We start from the raw sequence: 19,398 nt of genomic DNA, 5'->3' as shown, positions 1-19,398 counted from the left end.
TGCTGAAAGATAAAAGTCTCGCGGGTCGATAAACGTCAATCCCGCTATAAAGGGAGCAACACCATATGAGTATTGAACGCACCCAACCGTTATTACCGGCAACACAAGTGCAACCACGGGAAACCAGTGATATTGCGCAGCAAACGCGGAAACAGTCTACCCAGACAAAAACGCCGGTGAGTGGTACTGAGGTTAAATTGAGTGATGCGCAGGCGAAATTGATGCAGCCGGGCAGTCAGGACATCAATGTAGAACGTGTCGAAACCTTAAAACAGGCGATTCGTTCAGGTCAACTGACCATGGACACCGGTAAAATTGCCGATGCTTTGCTCAGAAATGTCGCAGATGATCTGAAGAACAGCTAAACATAAAATAATCGTTGACCGTAAAATCGTTAACCGTAAAAGGATAGGTGGTGGTGGAAAGATTACAAACCAATCTGGACCAGCAACTGGAACTGCTTGAATCCCTGAAAGCTGTAGTAGCACAAGAACAGCAATTACTGTGCTCCGGTCGGATTCAAGGCATGGTGCTGCAAGGTGTCACTGAACAAAAAAGTTCAATTTTGGCTACCTTGGCTTATCTGGACCAGACCCGGCTCACCACAGAAAAAACTATCAATATTCAAGCGCCGTATAGCAGCGTGAATGAGTTAGCCACCCGCTGGCAACGTATATTGGCACTGGCCGAAAAGTTGCAATACAGTAACCTGCACAATGGGCTATTACTGCAACAGCATATTGAATATAACACTCAGGCGCTGGCTGTTCTGAACACGCGCCACGGCCAGACATTGTATGGGCCAGATGGTCACTCTAAAGGCGCCAGTTTGCTGGGCCGCAAGATTGGCATTTAACGGCACTCCGCCATCAGTGCACTCAAATTTAATTATCCCAGAATTGACTCATCCGCAGAATTAAATTGCCGCACAGCGGGGTTTAGGTCTGCGTGAACCCTCTACGTTAGCCTTTATTTTCAATCTTATCTGACGTTATTACAGCCTGCATAAAAAAGGATTTTTTCTCTTTTTCCGCGATGCGTTACTCTGACATTACTAGGCAAATACTGGCTTAGTTTAAAGGAGGAGACATGGAAAAACAGCGTGCAAGTTTATTGTTTAGCTTGGTTTTTGTCACCGTTATGGCGATGTCAGCACATTCAACAGCCCAAGCCGAGGAGCTCAATAGCAGGCCTCCCTTGCCAATCCCAATGTGCTACGGTTGCTTTTCTCCGATAGGATTTTAGCGATAATTGACTATCACTTGGTTGCTAATCACTTGAAGTGGCGGATTTACCCGCCCTTTTCCTGCAATAAAGTACACAAAAGTCAGTTGAGTAGCAGCCGCTTCCCCCGCCAGCCCGCGGCTTTGCCCGCTGCCTCCTTCAAGAGGCATACAGCGGGTCGGCGTACACAACTTAACTTGTAAACCATCTGGTGCTGCCGACATTAATTGGTAGCGCCAACCTACCGACACAATTCGCGCATTTTCTTGAGCCAGTGCAACCGGTGATTGCAGCGGTTTGGCGGAAATAGCCACTCCGCGAAAACTCTGTGTAATGCCAATATCATCTGCCACCCACGTACCTGAAGCCGCAGCATTCAGCGGCAACATACTCAGCGAAAGCACACCACCCAGAATCAGTGGGAAAAGACGAGTTAGCATCAAGCGGCTCCTATGGTTGAAGTCATACGGATCTGCCGATTATCGCCAATCTCCAGATTAGACAGCACCACCATCTGCGGTAGGCTACGGCGCAAGAAACGCGCTAATAATGCACGGAGCGCGTGGTTAACCAGTAATACTGGCGGTGCGCCTAGCATTTCCTGACGTTGCAGTGCTTGTTTGGATTGTTCTAACAGACGGTCAGCCAGACCCGGTTCTAAGCCGCTGCCACCTTGAAGTGCCTGCAATAACAAGCGCTCTAATGCGGCATCCAGCCCAATAACCTGAATTTCGCCGGTTCCGGGGAACCATTGCTGGGCAATTGAGCGCCCCAGCGCAACGCGCACCACAGCAGTTAACTCATAAGGATCAGTTTGATTTGGCGCATGCTCGGCAAGTGTCTCAATAATAGTGCGCATATCGCGAATGGAGACCCGCTCCATTAAAAGATTTTGCAGCACTTTATGCAGCGTGGTTAAGGTCACCACACCTGGGATAAAATCTTCTGTCAGCTTCGGCATTTCTTGTGAAACCCTGTCCAGCAGTTGCTGTGTTTCCTGACGTCCGAACAAATCGCTCGCATATTGGCTAATCAAATGATTCAAGTGCGTGGCAACAACTGTACTGGCCTCGACCACAGTAAAGCCCTGAATTTGCGCTTGTTCGCGTAATGCACTTTCAATCCATACCGCCGCCAAACCAAAGGCTGGATCATGGGTTGCTTCACCGGGCAATGTCCCGACAGCATTACCGGGGTTGATCGCCAGCCAGCGGCCCGGATGGGCTTCACCACTGCCAATTTCGACCCCTTTCATTAATATCCGATAACTAGCGGGCGGGAGTTCCAGATTATCTCTGATATGAACCACCGGCGGCAGATAGCCCATTTCTTGAGCAAACTTTTTACGAATACTGCGAATTCGGCCGAGTAACTCACCATTCTGCTGGAAATCGACCATCGGAATCAGGCGGTAACCGACTTCCATACCCAATGGATCTTCCAACTGGACATCGGACCAAGTGGCTTCAGCGGTTGGCTGATTATCTTGTACCACTGGCGCTTCTGCCGCTGCCGGTTGCTGAGATTGTTTACCGCGCAAACGCCAGGCTAATGCTAACAACGCAGCAGTAAACAGCAGGAATACAAAGTTAGGCATTCCGGGCACCATACCCAGTAAACCCAATACCGCTGCACTCAAAACCATCACCCGTGGGTTGTTGAACAACTGGGTGACCATTTGCTGGCCAACATCCTGATCAGTGCTCACGCGGGTGACAATAACACCCGCCGCCGTGGAGATAACCAACGCCGGGATCTGCGCCACTAAGCCATCACCGATGGTCAATAATGTATAGGTTTCGGCGGCATGGCCCACGGCCATGTTGTGCTGAAGCACGCCCACTAATAGGCCGCCGACCACGTTAATCACCATGATCAGTAGCCCTGCGACCGCATCACCACGAACAAATTTACTGGCCCCGTCCATTGAGCCATAAAAATCCGCTTCCTGTGTAACATCAGAACGGCGCTTTTTCGCTTCGTCTTCACCAATCAAACCGGCATTTAAGTCGGCGTCGATGGCCATCTGTTTACCGGGCATACCATCAAGGACAAAACGCGCGCCAACCTCGGCAATACGCCCGGCCCCTTTGGTGATAACCATAAAGTTGATGATAACCAAAATGACAAAGACCACGATACCGATGGCAAAGTTGCCACCCACCAGAAAATGGCCAAAGGCTTCAACGACACGTCCCGCCGCCGCTGCACCGGTGTGACCGTCCATCAGAATGATACGGGTGGAAGCAACGTTTAGGGATAAGCGCAATAACGTCGAGAACAGCAGAATAGTCGGGAAGGCCGCGAAATCCAAAGTGCGCTGGGTAAACATGGCAACCAGCAACACCATAATCGACAGCGCAATGTTGAAGGTAAACAACAAATCAAGGATGAAAGGCGGCAGCGGCAACACCATCATCGACAAGATCATTAAGATTAAGATTGGCCCGGCAAGAATTTGCCACTGGGTATCTTTGAAGTTGCCCGGTAAACGAAGCAGGGCGGCCAAATTAGCCATTAGTCAGTCTCACTCTCTGTTGCAAAATCCAGACCTTCCGGTACCGGCAGATGTTCAGGTTTTTTCGGGATTAGCCCACCTTCCCGCTTCCAGCGTTTCAGCTGATACACCCAGGCAAGGACTTCTGCCACCGCGGCATAAAGGGTGGCTGGAATATGTTGGCCCACATCACTGTGCCGGAACAAAGCCCTGGCCAGTGGTGGCGCTTCTAACAAAGGAATCCGATGTTCAGCGCCCAATTCACGAATACGCAATGCAACCGCCCCCGCTCCTTTCGCCAAAACCTTGGGCGCACTCATTTTTGCTTCGTTGTACTGCAATGCGACGGCATAGTGAGTTGGGTTAGTCACTATTACATCGGCCTTATGCACATCAGCCATCATCCGTCGGCGGGCCATCGCCCGTTGTTGTTGACGAATGCGCCCTTTCACATGCGGGTCACCCTCTTGATCTTTGAATTCATCACGTATTTCCTGTTTGGTCATACGCAATTTTTTAATATGGTTGGTTATTTGGAAAAACACATCAAACGCGACCATCGGAGTGAGGCCTAAAACCACCACCAATCCACAAAAAATAATCAAGTGGAGCGCATCACCTAAAGCCGCCACCGGTGGTGCGGCCATTAACCGCATCATATCTGGCCAGTTATGCCACAGGAATATTCCGGTCACCCAGCCGACCAAGGTGGCTTTCAAAATGGCTTTCAGTAGTTCAGCCAATGCCTGAGAGGAAAACATCCGTTTTAAGCCCGCAATTGGGCTCATCCGCATTAGGTCAAACTTGATTGATTCGCCGCTAAACAGCACGCCGCCCAACAGCATCGGAACTGCCAGCGCCACTATCACCAATCCGGCAAAAATGGGTATCATCGCTATTAGAGTTTGGCGCAGTAACATGCCAATTTGCCGCAGCATTTGCTTATCATCACTGATGATACCGTGATCAAAATGCAGCCCTTGGGTAATCATGGCGGCCAGTTGGCGTGCCATCGATTCCCCCGAAATCCACAGAATAGACAAACCGGCCCCAAGCATCAGCATTGAAGTCAGTTCGCGCGAACGCGGGATCTGGCCTTTTTCGCGGGCCTTCTCCAGCTTATGGGATGTGGGTTCCTCACTTTTTTCTGCATCGCTATCTTCAGCCACAGCAGGTTTTCCTGTTTAGCGTAAGCGTTCCCAAATCAGGGAAATGACTAAATATCAAAATTGCTGTCTAGGATGACAAAAATTCAGTAAGTCTATGGCTTGAACAACGTGATAATTGAGGGGTTATTTGCCGGATGAATGCATTAGAATAGCTGCGACTGTCTGTTAGCTGGCTAGTTGTAGTCAAATTTTGATAACCGAAAACGCCCATAGTTTATGATATTATTTGTTGAAATGTCACCCTACCCCGATGATTAAATCAAGCCGATAATTAAATTATTTTTAAGAAAAAATAGACATTCAGTGTTATATAAATATCAGGCTAGCATTAATTTAATATTTACATCTGAAAAAAACTATAAGTGCAGCACAAAAACCGGATTAGCCCTATTTTATTAATTAGCCGGACATATTAAAAGGAAATTAAAATGAAACGATTTGACGTTACATATGATGTTCTTAATAATAAGCGCAAAAAAATCAGCCTAATAAAATCCGCTAATATCCTCATAATAAGAATGCATCAGGATGCTAACTTTGCCAACATAATGACCAATGTCATTAACAACAGTGGCATACAATATGAGGTTATTTTTAATATCTTCACGGCCAACACCTATGTCGTCAGCATAAAAACTTCAGAAAGTAACATTAGCGAGATAAAGGAAAGTATCGCCAATAATAAAGAGGTTAGATTCGCAGGGAATGCATTCATTAATGAAGAAAATAAAAATCCAGTTATTTACACTGAAAATCTTTTTATTCAGTTCAAAGATTATTTAACCGAGGATGAATGTGAAAAAACAATCAATGAATATAATCTAATCATTAAGAATAAAATATCCTTTCTTAACAATGCTTACTTTGTTTCCACACCAGAAAATACCGGTGAAGATACTTTTACTATTGCCGAAAACATTTTAAATCGTGAGGATATTGAACACTGTCATCCGGAATTAATTCATCATAAAAAATCTAAAACCATTCATCCTAATCAGTGGCATTTAAAGAAAACCATCGTACATACTGAAGTTGAGGTAGACGCCAGCGCGAATGTTGAAAACGCCCATAAAATCACCTTAGGCAAGGGTACAACCATTGCTGTCATTGATGATGGGTTCGATCTTGGTCATCCAGAGTTTTGGCGTGAAGGTAAAATTGTCCATCCTTGTAACCTGAAATATGGGGATATAGGTAACTTCGAGGGGATAAGTGAAGATCCCTCACCAGAACCCGGTGACAACCATGGTACCGCTTGTGCTGGAGTCGCCTGTGCCGATGGCCACTATGGTGCTTCCGGCGTAGCCCCTGAAGCTAAACTGATGCCAATACGGCAAACTGGGGGGTTAGGTTCACAGAGCGAAGCTTTCGCCTTTGTCTGGGCCGCAAGGCATGGCGCGGATGTTATCTCTTGCAGTTGGGGGCCAGCAGATGGCCTGTGGTTAGACCCAGATGCCCCAGAGCATAATGTAGTCGCCGAGATGCCAGCACTTACCCGAAAAGCCATTGATTATGCAGTAAAAAAGGGGCGCAAAGGTAAAGGTTGCGTTATCTTTTTTGCGGCTGGAAACGGCAATGAGCCCATCGAAAATGATGGTTACGCTAGCCATGAACAAGTGATTGCCGTCGCTGCCTGCAATGACCGGAGTAAACGTACCGTTTATAGCGATTATGGTCAGTCACTCTGGTGCTCCTTCCCCAGCGGCGACATCCCTGCACCTCACATGCGCCATCCATATCCTCTCACCAAGGGTATCTGGACCACTGATATACGTCTTGAAGACGGCTATAGTTCTGGCGATGTATTCACTGGAGATATTTTTGGTAATTACACCGCTATATTTGGGGGCACCTCAAGTGCCTGCCCTGGTGCTGCTGGCGTGGCCGCATTAATTCTCTCGGTGAATCCCTCACTGAAACATTATGACGTCAAAGACATAATCCGTTACAGCTGTGACAAAATAGATGAAGAATACGGGGAATATGATGAAAATGGCCACAGTAAATGGTACGGCTATGGGCGAGTCAATGCCGAGAGAGCGGTGATACTGGCCAAAGAATGGAAGAAATGAGCCACTCCGCCGGAAGTAACCTCAAACAACATTATTGCGAAAGTAAATAAAGCAGATGAGGGAGCCCTCATCTGCATTTAGGGTCGTCAGTCAGCTTAAAAACCTAAGCTATCGAGCAGGTCATCAACTTGATCCTGACTGGCAATAACGCCCGCACCATTTTTATCCATTTGCGGCCCATTGAGTAAACTGTCAGCTGGTTTTTGCGGTTTTGACGGCATATCTGGAATGTTCTCCATCAATACCATTAGCAACTGTTTCTCAATCTCTTGCACCACATCCATCATGCGCTTGATAACCTGGCCGGTCAGATCTTGGAAATCCTGCGCCATCATGATTTCCAATAATTGCGCATTGGTAAATGAAGTGTGTTGCGGCACGACATCCAGATATGCGCGAGTATCTGTCACCAAGTCGCGGGCATCTGACAGCTCGATGGGATTAGCAAACCATTCATCCCAACGAACTTTGAGCGCCTTAGCTGACGACTCCAACTCATTCTGGCGCGGCTGTGCTGCTTCAACACAGTTCAATGCTCTTTCAGCGGCCTGTGCCGTCATATGAACCACATAGTCCAGACGGTCACGAGCATCTGGAATAGCTTCTGCGGCTTGAGCAATAGCTTGATCAAGACCCAATTCGCGCAGACTGTCACGTAACATCCGCGTCAATTGACCAATACGGCTTATTATATCACTGGCTGATGCCGCATCTGTTGCGGGCATTTGATGGTTACTCATCTCGCCTCCTTACATACCCAATTTTTCAAAGATCTTATTGAGTTTCTCTTCCAAGGTAGCGGCAGTGAAAGGTTTCACTACATAACCACTGGCACCGGCTTGCGCTGCTGCGATGATATTCTCTTTTTTAGCTTCGGCAGTTACCATCAGAACTGGCAGAGAACCAAGAGCACCATCACCACGGATAGTTTTTAGCAGGTCCAAACCATCCATATTCGGCATGTTCCAGTCAGAAACCACAAAATCAAAACCACCCGTTCGTAATTTATTCAATGCGTCTACGCCATCTTCGGCTTCTTCCACATTGTTAAAACCCAGTTCTTTCAGCAGGTTTCTGACAATACGACGCATGGTCGAAAAATCGTCTACCACTAAAAATCTGAGATTCTTATCCGCCATACCAACTCCTAAAGTTTGTTGCTCACCGCTGAGCGATTAAATACCAACGCCCGATTTCCACCGGAAAATTTCTACTAGATTCGCAGGGCTTGGCCGCTGCTTATCTGTGCCAACATGCGCTGACTTATCTGATTCAACTCCAAGATTTCATTAACGCCGCCCATCCCAATAGCTTCACGCGGCATGCCGAAGACCACACAACTGGCTTCGTTTTGTGCAATGGTATAAGCCCCTGCGCGATGCATTTCCAATAAACCCGCCGCACCGTCATTGCCCATTCCCGTTAGGATCACACCGACCGCATTGCGCCCGGCATACTGCGCTACTGAACGGAAAAGCACATCGACCGAGGGACGGTGGCGATTAACCGCAGGCCCGTCATGGATACGCACCTGATAGTTTGCCCCACTTCGTGCCAGTTCCATGTGCCGATCACCGGGCGCAATATAGGCGTGTCCGGGCAATACCCGTTCACCGTCTTCTGCTTCTTTCACCGTAATTTGGCACAATTTATTGAGCCGCTCGGCAAATGAACGGGTAAAGCCTGGTGGCATATGCTGTGTTATCAACAAGGCCGGGCTGGTCGGTGGCAACGGTTGCAATACCGTACGGATAGCTTCTGTTCCCCCCGTCGAAGCGCCGATCGCAATGAGCTTTTCGCTACTGAGCAACGGCGTATGAGTCAGCATCACAGGGGCATTTTCTGGGCCACGCTGGGGTAACCGAGCTTTAGCCGCCGTGCGGATTTTCTCCGCAATTAATTCACTGTAAGCCAGCATCCCTTCGCGAATACCCAGCTGAGGTTTAGTGACAAAATCAATTGCCCCTAACTCCAGCGCCCGCATAGTTATCTCGGAGTTTTTCCCGGTTAATGACGACACCATCACCACCGGCATTGGCCGCAGACGCATCAGTTTTTCAAGAAAATCCAAACCATCCATTCGCGGCATTTCAACATCGAGTGTTAATACCTGCGGATTAAATTTTTTAATTAAATCACGGGCAACCAACGGATCGGGTGCCGCGGCAACCATTTCCATGTCTGGGTGACTGTTAATAATCTCCGTCATTAACTGGCGCATCAACGCGGAATCATCAACGCACAATACTCTGATTTTACTCATCACCTCTCCTTGGTCAGCCCATAAACGGTCTGCCCGCGCAAATAGAATTCCCGACTAATTTGGCTGAAATTCTCCGAGTGGCCTGCAAACATCAAACCGCCGGGTTTTAGCAAAGGGACAAAGCGACGCAAAATGCGCTCCTGCGTTTCTTTATCAAAATAAATCATCACGTTACGACAAAAAATAGCGTCAAATTGCCCCGGTAATGCCCATTCGGGTGCTAACAGATTCAACTGCTGAAACTGAATCATATTGGCAAGCTCCGGCCGCACTCTAACCATGCCCTGATGAGGGCCGGTGCCACGCAGAAAATAGCGCTGCATTTGTTGTGCCGACAATGAACGCAATTCATCTTGGCGGTACACACCGCTGGTAGCTTTCTCCAGAACTTGTGTATCAATATCACTGGCCAATATTTGGCAAGAACCCGACCGATTCCCCAATACATCACAAAGTGTCATGGCGATGGAGTAAGGTTCTTCACCGGTCGAGGCCGCGGTACTCCAAACCGAATAATTCCCTGACCGCTGGCGAGCATGCTCTGCCAGAATCGGGAAATGGTGCGCTTCACGGAAAAATGCCGTGAGGTTAGTGGTCAGAGCATTAACAAATGCCTGCCACTCTGCACTGTTAGGATCGGTCTCCAGCAAAGCCAAATATTGACCAAAATCATCAATTCCCAGCAATCTTAACCGCCTCACCAGGCGGTTATAGACCATTTCCCGTTTGTGGGAGGCCAGGACAATCCCAGCCCGTTGGTAAATAAGTTGGCAAATGCGTCGGAAGTGAACATCCGAGAGCGGGAGCCGTTGAATCATCTGGGTCAGGGGAGACCCAGACTCTTGGGGTGATGGTTTCATTCGGTCTCACCCCACCATGCCGTCTTTATTACACCGTTTGACAATCTGGGGTTTCCTTTGCAGCCGCTGTTTTCACAACAAATTGCTTACCACTGCTTGCTGCCACTTGCCCCTCCCCGCCGTCGCTATCCTGCTCCAAACGAAAAACAGACACTGCATCAGAGAGCATACCTGCTTGCTCTTCCAGTGCATTAGCCGCAGCCGCAGCCTCTTCTACTAATGCGGCGTTTTGCTGAGTGACCTGATCCATCTGTGTTACCGCGAGTGAAACCTGCTCAATACCTCGGCTTTGCTCATCCGAAGCGGAAGCGATTTCACCCATAATGTCGGTCACCCGAGTCACTGAGCGAACAATCTCTTCCATGGTGGTACCCGCATTTTCGACCAGTGTGGAGCCCTGGCGAACTCGGCTAACCGATTCATCGATTAACCCTTTGATTTCTTTTGCTGCTTGCGCACTGCGCTGGGCTAAATTGCGTACTTCACCGGCCACAACAGCAAACCCACGCCCTTGTTCACCGGCCCGAGCCGCTTCAACCGCAGCATTCAGTGCCAGAATATTAGTTTGGAAGGCAATGCCATCGATAACGCTGGTAATTGCGCCAATTTTCTGCGAACTGGTGGAAATATCATGCATTGTTTTCACAACACTGCCGGTTAACTCACCACCTTTGGCTGCCGTCCCCGATGCTTCTTGCGCCAGTTGTGTTGCCTGACGGGCATTATCGGCATTCTGTTTCACTGTCGCCGTCAATTGCTCCATACTGGCCGCAGTTTGCTCCAATGAAGCGGCCTGCTGTTCGGTTCTTGCAGACAAATCATTGTTACCGGCAGATATTTCCTGAATCCCGGTTAACATGGATTCTGTCCCATCGCGAACATGGCTAACCGTCGTGATAAGCGACTGTTGCATGGTGCGTAAACTGGCAAACATCTGGCTGATTTCATTGCGGCCAGCGACAGTAATCTGACCGGATAAATCACCCTGAGCAATCCGGTCAAAATGAGCGCGCATAATCTTCAATGGCGTGACGAACATGGTTCGTAACCAGATAAGTGAAGAAATCGTCATCACGATCACCATCAGAATCGCCCCACCAAATATCCACATGGAGAGGTGATAAGCCTGTTGGTTCTCGCTGCCAGCATCTGCAACCGCTTCATTGGCATACTGCAAATACTGAATAAAATCGGCCTCAAACAGATCTTGGGTTTTCTGAGTGGGCTGATCCATAAAACTCTGTAAATTGCCGGCTTCCAGGAAATCGATTAATTGCCGTAAGGAAACACGTAAATTCTGATAACTGTTTTTTGTCGCGTCTAGCAACTCACCACCGGTATCACTCTCATCAAGACGAGGTACTGCCAAAAACTGATTAAAATACAGATCCGCTTTTTGTAATGAACTACGCGCATTACCCATTAGCGCGTTGACTTGCTCCTGAGGGACTTTGAGAGCCGAGCGAGTCGCCGCCCGGTTTAAGGTATTACGCGCCTGAAGTAAGGATACCCAACTGAGGCTTAATGCATCCCGCTGCTGGCTACTGAGATCCACTCGATTTAAATTTTGATAGTCTGAACGAAAAGCAGTAAATGACAGACCACTTGAAATTAACTGTATAGAGCAAATCAATATCAGTAACAGGAAAAAGCTGGTAGAAATCCGGATTCGGCCAAACATCGTAACCTCTTCTCAGCCGGCTCGTTGGCCGGCTTTATTTATCCCCGTCATACTTCAAGCTGCATGTACGTTGGCTGCCTTCGCTACTCGGCCCATCCTTGGGCCTCGCCTCTGCGAGACCGCTGCAAGCAGCGTTCAAATCTACTTCATGCAGATTTTTCACCCCCGTCACTTACTTATGTAAGCTCCTGGGGATTTTCTTAGTTGCCGCCTTCCTGCAACTTGAATTATTTAGGGTATATGTTTTGTGTAGGGACTGGACTAGAAAGTTTCCCAATTATCTTGCAGGTCACTTCCCAGTGTTTTTTTAGCAGTACCGCTCTTATCCTGTGTCGGCTGCTTAGTTTTTTTCACATCTTTTTTGCTACTATCGTTATCCATATGCAGGACAAATACGGACATGGATTGGGTTAACATACTGGCTTGTTCTTCCAGTGCGGCGGCGGCGGAAGCAGATTCCTCCACCAAAGAGGCGTTTTGTTGTGTCACACGGTCCATTTCTGTCACCGCCTGACCTACTTGATCAATACCTCGGCTTTGCTCATCAGAGGCGGAAGCGATTTCGCCCATGATGTCAGTGACGCGGGTCACCGCATTCACGATATCGCCCATGGTTTCACCGGCACTTTCAACCAGCACAGAACCCATGTCGACACGGTTAACTGAATCTTCAATCAACCCTTTAATTTCTTTGGCTGCTTGCGCACTGCGCTGAGCCAAATTGCGCACTTCACCAGCTACAACGGCAAAACCACGGCCTTGCTCACCGGCACGGGCAGCTTCAACCGCAGCATTCAATGCCAGAATATTGGTTTGGAACGCGATGCCATCAATGACGCTGGTGATATCTGCAATTTTCTGCGAGCTACCGGCGATCTCATGCATGGTTTGCACCACACTAGCGACCACTTTTCCGCCTTTTTGCGCAGTTTCTGAAGCACTCAATGCCAGTTGGCTAGCCTGACGAGCATTTTCAGCATTCTGTTTCACCGTGGCAGTAAGCTGCTCCATGCTGGCAGCGGTTTCTTCCAGTGATGCGGCCTGTTGCTCGGTACGTGCTGACAAATCATTGTTACCGGCAGCAATTTCTGATGCACCGCTGTAAATAGCATCAGCACCTAAACGTACATCGCTGACGGTGGTAATCAATTCAGATTGCATATGTTTCAAACTAGCGGCCAAGGTGCCCATTTCATTGCGGCTCTGCACCTCAATATTCTGAGTTAAATCACCATTAGCAATATGTTTGATATGCTCAATCAAGTGTTTCAGCGGGTTAATCAAGATGTGCTGCATACCCAACCAAACAATGACAATTACAGCAAATACCGCAATCAGCACGAAAATAATGACACTCATCGCGTAAGTGAAAGAGCGGTTGCTGTCTTCTACTGCGGATGCATATAGACGATCGTTTTGGGTCAGATAAGTGTTGTAATCCTGCTCAAAAGCATTTTGGAAACTGGAGGTGGGTTGGTCAAAAAACTCATTGATCTTACCTGACTCCATTAATTGGATAAGCTCGGTCAATGCACCGAAGTATTGGTCATAGGTTTGTTTTAGTTTTTTAGCTGATTCAACATCTTGTTGGCTATCCAGCGGAATTTGTTCGTAACTTTTAAAACGATCCGCCGCCATGCCCAATGTGCCTTTAGCTGAAGCCAAAAGGTCATTCACTGTTGGGCCACTGCCGGTATGATTCACATCCATCATATAGCGGATGCCGGCACGGTTCAGCGTATTACGTGTTTGCAACAGATTTACCCAGCTTTCATTCAATACTGATTGTTGCTGACGGATAACTTGTAAAACCTCAAAGTTTTCTTTGTCATTTTTCAATGAGTTGAAGAAAAGCCCGCCGGAAACCAGTTGTAAGGCACCAAATAGCACTAACACCAGCAGCAGGCTGGTGACCACTTTCATACGCTTGAACATGTTATCCCTTCATAAGTACGTCAAAATATAGGTATATCTAAATACGGGTACGCCAAAACATAAATGTTTAGTTAACTGTGTTATCGGCACTGTAAGAGGGAACTTTACCGGGAAGAGGGATTATTTTACCGGGGAGCTGCTGGAGTTACGGGGAGATACTGGCGTTAATCCGGTAAAATTTTGGCTTGATACCGGTTGAGTGTTGATATAAATGAATATGCAGAGTAGCCGTAATGGCTACTCTGATAATCAAATGAATAAGCAATAAAAACTTACCCTTTCGCCACTGAATCAAGCAATGACATCTCTTCACTGCTCAGCAACTTCTCAATATCAACCAAAATCAGCATCCGCTCACCCAGTGAGCCTAAACCGGTCAGATACTCAGTCGCCAGCGTCACCGCGAACTCAGGAGCTGGGCGGATTTGCTCAGCGGTCAATGACAGCACATCAGATACGCCATCAACCACAATACCGACGACCCGCTGACCAAAATTCAGCACGATCACCACGGTATTTTCGTTATAGGTGACACCCTGTTGGGCAAATTTAACCCGTAAATCAATAATAGGAACTATAACGCCGCGTAAGTTAGTGACACCTTTAATGAAAGCCGGGGTGTTAGCGATGCGGGTCACTTGATCATAACCGCGGATCTCTTGGACTTTCAGAATATCAATGCCGTACTCTTCAGCACCCAGCGTAAAAATCAGGAACTCTTGTCCTACCGTTTCGCCAGCCAGCTTCGTGACGGTTGCTAGTCCTGCCATGTTTTTACCCTTCAATCAATAGGTTGAATTTATGTTTTTTTTCAAGGCTCTATTACGCGACGGCAACATCATCGGCCGTGACACGTTTTTCCCGGTTTAAGGCCTGCAATGCCGACACATCAACAATAAGGGCCACACTGCCATCACCCAATATGGTGGCGGCAGAAATACCTGGGACCTTCCGATAATTACTTTCCAGATTCTTCACAACCACCTGATGCTGGCCAATCAATTGGTCTACCAGCAGGGCATAACGGCGACCGGCACTTTGCAGAATCACAACAATGCCTTGGGTGGCTTCAGTTTTTGCATTTTCAACATCAAATACACGGAACAATTCCACCAGCGGTAAATACTCACCACGCACTTGCAATACGCGTTCACCACCAGCCAGTGGATGTAAATCCTCAGCCAATGGTTGCAGTGATTCCATTACAGCATTCAATGGCAAAATAAACACTTCATCACTGACTTTGACAGACATGCCATCAAGGATAGCCAGCGTCAATGGCAGCAAGATACGGATAGAAGTGCCTTTGCCCGCCTGGAAACTGACTTGCACATGGCCGCCCATTTCCTGAATATTTCGCTTAACTACATCCATCCCAACACCACGACCGGAAACATCGGTCACCTGCTCAGCAGTCGAAAATCCAGGCGCGAAAATCAACATCCCGACATCTTCATCAGTCATATGCTCATTAACAGCCATACCTTGAGACTGAGCTTTCGCCAGAATTTTCTGCCGGTTAAGCCCTGCTCCATCATCAAGAACTTCAATACAAATATTGCCGCCTTGATGTTCTGCGGACAGTGTCAAATTGCCTACCGGAGCTTTACCCGCCGCGATGCGGGTTGCAGGATCTTCAATACCGTGGTCCAAACTGTTACGCACCAGATGGGTTAAGGGATCGATAATGCGTTCAATCAGACTTTTATCCAGTTCAGTCGAACTGCCAAGCAGTGTGAGTTCAACTTGCTTATTCAGCTTACTGGCTAAATCGCGCACCAACCGCGGGAAGCGGCTGAAGACATATTCCATCGGCATCATACGAATCGACATCACTGACTCTTGCAAGTCGCGCGCATTACGCTCCAACTGCCCCATGCTATTGAGCAAATCGCCATTAATCACCGGGTCTAATGTACTGGAGCGCTGAGCCAGCATAGATTGCGTGATAACCAGTTCTCCCACCAGGTTAATCAGTTGGTCAACTTTCTCAACCGCCACGCGGATGCTGGTTGACTCACTGGCTTTTGCTTTAGGTTTCACATGCTCGGCACTGGTAGCTTCGACCTTAGATATATTCTTGGCTTCTGCAATCGGGGCGGCGGCAACTGGCAGCACTTGCGCAGCAATCGGGGCAGCGACAGCCACCTCAACCACCGGCTCTTGCACTAATTCGGCCGGTACAAAGCTAATCTGCTCTGGTTCCAATACAAAACACAGCACGGCGCTGATATCATCTTCACTGACTGATGTAATCAGAGTCGCTTCAAAACTATCTGTCCCTTGCTCGGTATCTTTAACATCGCCAAGATTGCCCAATTCTTCCAGCATCAACGGAATTTCTTGTTCTTTCAAACCAGACAGCCGAATACGCATTCCCCCCTGAACCAACGCCGGAGACTTGCTGCTGGCCTTGGTTTCAGCACTTGAGGCCGCTGTCGCAACATGATTAGTGGTTTGCTGTTCTAAAGCTTCGAGTGCCAGTTGGCGTAATGCATGACAAATATACTCAAAGCTTTCTGCATTAGGTTCTTGAGAGGTTTTGTAGGCGTCCAACTGTTCCTGCATAATATCTTTCGTTTCCAAAAACAGGTTGATGATATCAGTGCTCAAACGCATTTCGTCGCGACGGGCACCATCCAACAGGTTTTCCAACAAATGGGTTGTTTCTTGTAATACCGAAAAACCAAATGTTGCGGCACCGCCCTTAATCGAGTGAGCAGCACGGAAAATAGCATTAAGTTGTTCATTATCTGGTGCCAACGGGTCCAGCAATAACAGGTGCTGTTCCATGTCTGCCAGCAGTTCATCTGCTTCATCAAAGAAAGTTTGATAAAACGCGGTAATATCCATGCTCACGGTGTCACCTCTACTGTGCGTCGCGGCTTGTCGGAGAGACCGGTGCATTACTTGCAGGTGCCGCTGGCAACGATGTCGTTGGCCCGCGGGCAACTTGAGTAACATTCTCCGTGCTCGATTGTTGTGTTTGTGATGCTGTTGCTGGCGGTACTTGCGCTTTCACCGGCTCAGCCGTTGCCGCTGACGAAGCGGTTGTTGCCGAAACCGTGTTTGTCGAAACCGTGCTTGTTGAAACCGCTATTGCTGCTTTTCCTGTGGTGCCAGGTTGTTCAGTAGGTAGCGCTGCCCCCGTGGTCACGGGTGGTGGCGCAACAGTATTAGGTGCAGTCACCGCAGGCGTCGTGCCAGTGGAATCAATCTGTTTTAAGCTTTCAGCTTTTTCTATATCAAGCGCTCTGTTATCTAAATTCTCATGCTCAATATCATGTTGAGTTTGTTTATTCAGCACCAAGATACTAATGCGGCGGTTAACAGGGTCATCTGATGCTTGCTCTTTTAGGCGCATTGTCGACGCCATGCCCACCACGCGTAATACTTTGCCCTCATCCAATCCACCAGCCAATAATTCACGCCGTGAGGCATTGGCACGATCGGCCGACAGTTCCCAGTTACTGTACCCACGTTCGCCCGTGGCGTAGGGCAAGTCATCGGTGTGTCCAGACAAACTGACCTTGTTGGGGATGTCATTCAAGATTGGTGCTATAGCACGTAAAATATCGCGCATATACGGCTCAACCTGGGCGCTCCCCATTTTGAACATTGGTCGGTTTTGACTATCAATAATCTGAATTCTCAGCCCTTCATCCATCATGTTGATCAACAGATGTGGCCGCAAAGCTCTGAGCCTCGGATCGGACTCAATTAATTGATCCAGTTTTTCCCGTAATTTATTAAGCCGATACTCTTCTTTGCGACGTTCTTCGGAATCAATGTGCTTACGCACTTCACCCACTTGCTGGGTCGGGTCATCACCGCCGCCGGGAATCGGGCTGGTGCTATCACTGCTTTTCTCACCATGGGTCAGTGCGACTTTCAATGGCGTACGAAAATACTCTGCAATTTGTGTCAGCTCTTGCGGGCTGGAAACCGACAGCAACCACATCACCAGAAAGAAGGCCATCATTGCTGTCATAAAGTCCGCATAAGCAATTTTCCATGATCCGCCATGATGGGCTTGAGCATGTTTAGCTTTGCGCTTTTTGACCAGAATAACGGGGTGGTTCTGATGCTTCATGCGTCCTCTTCTGTCGCTTGCTGTGCCGGAGCTTTCACTCTGCGCACATGCTCTTCCAGCTCAATGAACGATGGCCGTTCCGTGGTGTAAAGTGTTTTACGACCAAATTCCACGGCAATTTGCGGGGCATATCCGTTCAAACTGGAAAGCAAAGTCACCTTGATGCACTGCATCATTTTGGTGGTTTCTGCGCTCTGTTGACGTAGCAATGTCGCCAATGGCGAAATAAATCCATACGCCAACAAAATACCCAGGAATGTCCCTACCATCGCATGGGCAATTAACGCCCCAAGCTCTGCGGCAGGTCGGTCTGCGGATGCCAAGGCATGCACCACCCCCATCACCGCGGCAACAATACCGAATGCAGGTAAAGAATCCCCGACCATCGCCAGACTACCTGCAGGCACTTCACATTCTTGCTCGTGAGTTTCTATTTCTTCATCCATCAAAGCTTCGATTTCAAAAGCGTTCATGTTCCCACTGACAATTAACCGCAAATAGTCGGTAATGAATTCCACCAATAGCTTATCGGCCAAAATCCTTGGATAATTAGAGAAAATTTCACTTTCCAAGGGACTTTCTATATCCCGCTCTAGCGAGAGCATGCCCTGTTGGCGGGATTTGGCGAGTAAGCGGTACAACAGCGCCATTAAATCCATATAGAGGACTTTGTTATATTTAGAGCGGCGCATCAGTTTTGGCATGGCCTTCAGCGTGGCTTTTATCGCTTTACCGTTGTTGCCCACAATAAATGCGCCAATACCCGCTCCGCCGATAATTAAAAATTCAGCGGGTTGATATAATGCACCCAGGTGACCACCGACAATGATGTAGCCGCCAAAAACCGCCCCTAAGACCACGATATAACCCAAAATAACTAACACGCGATATCCTTAGCAAAGTGTGTGGGTGGAAGGTGAGGCGTTAGCACCCTTTGAGTGCTATAAGTTGCCAATAACAGGCGACAGGGACGGTATCCATACCGCTGCTGTCACCCAAAATTCTGACAACTCAAAGAAACTCAAACTGCGCGACTAACCTGCTCATCCAGCAGTTGTGAAGTTATATCGGCAGATTGCGGAGAAAGTTTACGTTTTTTTACTGCGCGGGAAGGTGGCTGGCAGAGACTGCAAACAAAGCTGTTTCGCGGTTGATGTGCATGGGTGATAAAAGTCCCACCACAGCAGTTACAGCCAGAAAGCTGCAACATGCCACTATCGACGAACCGAACCAAGGTCCAGGCTCGAGTTAATGCCAATAATGGCGGTATTCCGGACTGATCTGGACACTGTTCGAGATAAAGACGATAAGCCTTAATGACGGCCTCAACACCGGTGCATTGACCACTTTTTAGCAAAAAACTATAAGCGTTATAAAACATCGATGAATGGATATTCTGTTCCCAGGTCATAAACCAATCGGTCGAAAACGGCAACATACCTTTAGGCGGAGGACTGCCTCTCAGCTCTTTATAAAGCTTAATTAAACGCCCTCGACTGAGTTGCGTTTCGCTTTCTAACATCTGCAAACGCGCGCCTAAAGTTATCAACTCCATAGCTAAATGAATGTCTTTTGCTTCCTGAACAATACTTTTCTCAACCATC

The 19,398-nt window shown here is 48.1% G+C and carries 17 protein-coding genes; 3 read left to right on the top strand and 14 right to left on the bottom strand.

Annotation, left to right across the window (positions count from 1 at the left end; all coding sequences use genetic code 11):
• The first annotated feature begins 65 nt into the window (after window positions 1-65).
• Together flgM and DXZ79_RS08595 are read left to right on the top strand one after the other, a co-directional pair.
• On the top strand, window positions 66-365 hold the full coding sequence (gene flgM / locus DXZ79_RS08600) for a flagellar biosynthesis anti-sigma factor FlgM (protein WP_038633776.1): 300 nt from the start codon (window positions 66-68) through the stop codon (window positions 363-365).
• 50 nt (window positions 366-415) lie between these two features.
• Window positions 416-856: a flagella synthesis protein FlgN gene (locus DXZ79_RS08595; protein WP_038633779.1), complete on the top strand. Its 441-nt coding sequence runs from the start codon at window positions 416-418 to the stop codon at window positions 854-856.
• Window positions 857-1,241: 385 nt separating this feature from the next.
• Here DXZ79_RS08595 and DXZ79_RS08590 read toward each other — a convergent pair whose 3' ends face one another.
• The 3 genes from DXZ79_RS08590 to flhB are packed head-to-tail and all read right to left on the bottom strand — an operon-like array spanning window position 1,242 to window position 4,890.
• On the bottom strand, window positions 1,242-1,664 hold the full coding sequence (locus tag DXZ79_RS08590; protein ID WP_032820654.1) for a flagellar protein FlhE: 423 nt from the start codon (window positions 1,662-1,664) through the stop codon (window positions 1,242-1,244).
• Complete coding sequence (gene flhA / locus DXZ79_RS08585; protein ID WP_038633782.1) at window positions 1,664-3,742, bottom strand: flagellar biosynthesis protein FlhA; 2,079 nt, start codon at window positions 3,740-3,742, stop codon at window positions 1,664-1,666. The genes DXZ79_RS08590 and flhA overlap by 1 nt, the downstream gene beginning before the upstream one ends.
• Window positions 3,742-4,890 carry a flagellar biosynthesis protein FlhB gene (gene flhB / locus DXZ79_RS08580; RefSeq protein WP_038633785.1) on the bottom strand — a complete coding sequence of 383 codons (1,149 nt, stop codon included), beginning with the start codon at window positions 4,888-4,890 and terminating at the stop codon, window positions 3,742-3,744. Before flhB ends, flhA begins: the two co-directional genes overlap by 1 nt.
• 428 nt (window positions 4,891-5,318) lie before the next feature.
• Here flhB and DXZ79_RS08575 point away from each other — a divergent pair, with 428 nt between their 5' ends.
• Complete coding sequence (locus DXZ79_RS08575; RefSeq protein WP_050291794.1) at window positions 5,319-6,962, top strand: S8 family peptidase; 1,644 nt, start codon at window positions 5,319-5,321, stop codon at window positions 6,960-6,962.
• A 95-nt stretch (window positions 6,963-7,057) separates the two neighbouring features.
• Here DXZ79_RS08575 and cheZ read toward each other — a convergent pair whose 3' ends face one another.
• The 11 genes from cheZ to flhC form a co-directional block, all read right to left on the bottom strand.
• The gene (gene cheZ / locus DXZ79_RS08570) at window positions 7,058-7,702 is read right to left on the bottom strand and encodes a protein phosphatase CheZ (protein ID WP_038633791.1); all 645 of its coding nucleotides are present in this window, start codon (window positions 7,700-7,702) and stop codon (window positions 7,058-7,060) included.
• A 9-nt stretch (window positions 7,703-7,711) separates the two neighbouring features.
• The gene (cheY, locus tag DXZ79_RS08565; RefSeq protein ID WP_032820649.1) at window positions 7,712-8,101 is read right to left on the bottom strand and encodes a chemotaxis response regulator CheY; all 390 of its coding nucleotides are present in this window, start codon (window positions 8,099-8,101) and stop codon (window positions 7,712-7,714) included.
• A gap of 74 nt (window positions 8,102-8,175) precedes the next feature.
• Window positions 8,176-9,225: a protein-glutamate methylesterase/protein-glutamine glutaminase gene (locus DXZ79_RS08560; RefSeq protein ID WP_038633794.1), complete on the bottom strand. Its 1,050-nt coding sequence runs from the start codon at window positions 9,223-9,225 to the stop codon at window positions 8,176-8,178.
• The gene (gene cheR, locus DXZ79_RS08555; RefSeq protein ID WP_038633796.1) at window positions 9,225-10,085 is read right to left on the bottom strand and encodes a protein-glutamate O-methyltransferase CheR; all 861 of its coding nucleotides are present in this window, start codon (window positions 10,083-10,085) and stop codon (window positions 9,225-9,227) included. The genes DXZ79_RS08560 and cheR overlap by 1 nt, the downstream gene beginning before the upstream one ends.
• Window positions 10,086-10,113: 28 nt before the next feature.
• On the bottom strand, window positions 10,114-11,766 hold the full coding sequence (locus DXZ79_RS08550; RefSeq protein ID WP_038633799.1) for a methyl-accepting chemotaxis protein: 1,653 nt from the start codon (window positions 11,764-11,766) through the stop codon (window positions 10,114-10,116).
• 261 nt (window positions 11,767-12,027) lie between these two features.
• Complete coding sequence (locus DXZ79_RS08545; protein ID WP_038633801.1) at window positions 12,028-13,701, bottom strand: methyl-accepting chemotaxis protein; 1,674 nt, start codon at window positions 13,699-13,701, stop codon at window positions 12,028-12,030.
• A 272-nt stretch (window positions 13,702-13,973) separates the two neighbouring features.
• Window positions 13,974-14,471 carry a chemotaxis protein CheW gene (cheW, locus tag DXZ79_RS08540; protein WP_038633803.1) on the bottom strand — a complete coding sequence of 166 codons (498 nt, stop codon included), beginning with the start codon at window positions 14,469-14,471 and terminating at the stop codon, window positions 13,974-13,976.
• Window positions 14,472-14,523: 52 nt separating this feature from the next.
• Window positions 14,524-16,554 (bottom strand): chemotaxis protein CheA, encoded by a 2,031-nt coding sequence (gene cheA / locus DXZ79_RS08535; RefSeq protein WP_162928774.1) that lies wholly within the window; start codon window positions 16,552-16,554, stop codon window positions 14,524-14,526.
• Window positions 16,555-16,570: 16 nt separating this feature from the next.
• Window positions 16,571-17,794 carry a flagellar motor protein MotB gene (gene motB, locus DXZ79_RS08530; protein ID WP_038633808.1) on the bottom strand — a complete coding sequence of 408 codons (1,224 nt, stop codon included), beginning with the start codon at window positions 17,792-17,794 and terminating at the stop codon, window positions 16,571-16,573.
• On the bottom strand, window positions 17,791-18,678 hold the full coding sequence (gene motA, locus DXZ79_RS08525; RefSeq protein ID WP_038633811.1) for a flagellar motor stator protein MotA: 888 nt from the start codon (window positions 18,676-18,678) through the stop codon (window positions 17,791-17,793). The genes motB and motA overlap by 4 nt, the downstream gene beginning before the upstream one ends.
• A gap of 137 nt (window positions 18,679-18,815) precedes the next feature.
• Entirely contained in the window at window positions 18,816-19,397 is a 582-nt protein-coding gene (flhC, locus tag DXZ79_RS08520) for a flagellar transcriptional regulator FlhC (protein WP_038633814.1), read from the bottom strand.
• Between the last annotated feature and the right edge of the window lies 1 nt (window position 19,398).

It is taken from the genome of Yersinia rochesterensis, from assembly GCF_003600645.1.
GTDB lineage: Bacteria > Pseudomonadota > Gammaproteobacteria > Enterobacterales > Enterobacteriaceae > Yersinia > Yersinia rochesterensis.
The sequence above is the reverse complement of the archived record's forward strand: the minus strand, read 5'-3'. Positions and strand labels throughout refer to the sequence as shown.

Excerpts from the sequence above, each read along its gene's own strand:
- flgM (WP_038633776.1), top strand. The coding sequence starts at position 66 with ATGAGTATTGAACGCACCCAACCGTTATTACCGGCAACACAAGTGCAA.
- DXZ79_RS08590 (WP_032820654.1), bottom strand. The coding sequence starts at position 1,664 with ATGCTAACTCGTCTTTTCCCACTGATTCTGGGTGGTGTGCTTTCGCTG.
- flhA (WP_038633782.1), bottom strand. The coding sequence starts at position 3,742 with ATGGCTAATTTGGCCGCCCTGCTTCGTTTACCGGGCAACTTCAAAGAT.
- DXZ79_RS08575 (WP_050291794.1), top strand. The coding sequence starts at position 5,319 with ATGAAACGATTTGACGTTACATATGATGTTCTTAATAATAAGCGCAAA.
- cheZ (WP_038633791.1), bottom strand. The coding sequence starts at position 7,702 with ATGAGTAACCATCAAATGCCCGCAACAGATGCGGCATCAGCCAGTGAT.
- cheY (WP_032820649.1), bottom strand. The coding sequence starts at position 8,101 with ATGGCGGATAAGAATCTCAGATTTTTAGTGGTAGACGATTTTTCGACC.
- DXZ79_RS08560 (WP_038633794.1), bottom strand. The coding sequence starts at position 9,225 with ATGAGTAAAATCAGAGTATTGTGCGTTGATGATTCCGCGTTGATGCGC.
- cheR (WP_038633796.1), bottom strand. The coding sequence starts at position 10,085 with ATGAAACCATCACCCCAAGAGTCTGGGTCTCCCCTGACCCAGATGATT.
- DXZ79_RS08550 (WP_038633799.1), bottom strand. The coding sequence starts at position 11,766 with ATGTTTGGCCGAATCCGGATTTCTACCAGCTTTTTCCTGTTACTGATA.
- DXZ79_RS08545 (WP_038633801.1), bottom strand. The coding sequence starts at position 13,701 with ATGTTCAAGCGTATGAAAGTGGTCACCAGCCTGCTGCTGGTGTTAGTG.
- cheW (WP_038633803.1), bottom strand. The coding sequence starts at position 14,471 with ATGGCAGGACTAGCAACCGTCACGAAGCTGGCTGGCGAAACGGTAGGA.
- cheA (WP_162928774.1), bottom strand. The coding sequence starts at position 16,554 with ATGGATATTACCGCGTTTTATCAAACTTTCTTTGATGAAGCAGATGAA.
- motB (WP_038633808.1), bottom strand. The coding sequence starts at position 17,794 with ATGAAGCATCAGAACCACCCCGTTATTCTGGTCAAAAAGCGCAAAGCT.
- flhC (WP_038633814.1), bottom strand. The coding sequence starts at position 19,397 with ATGGTTGAGAAAAGTATTGTTCAGGAAGCAAAAGACATTCATTTAGCT.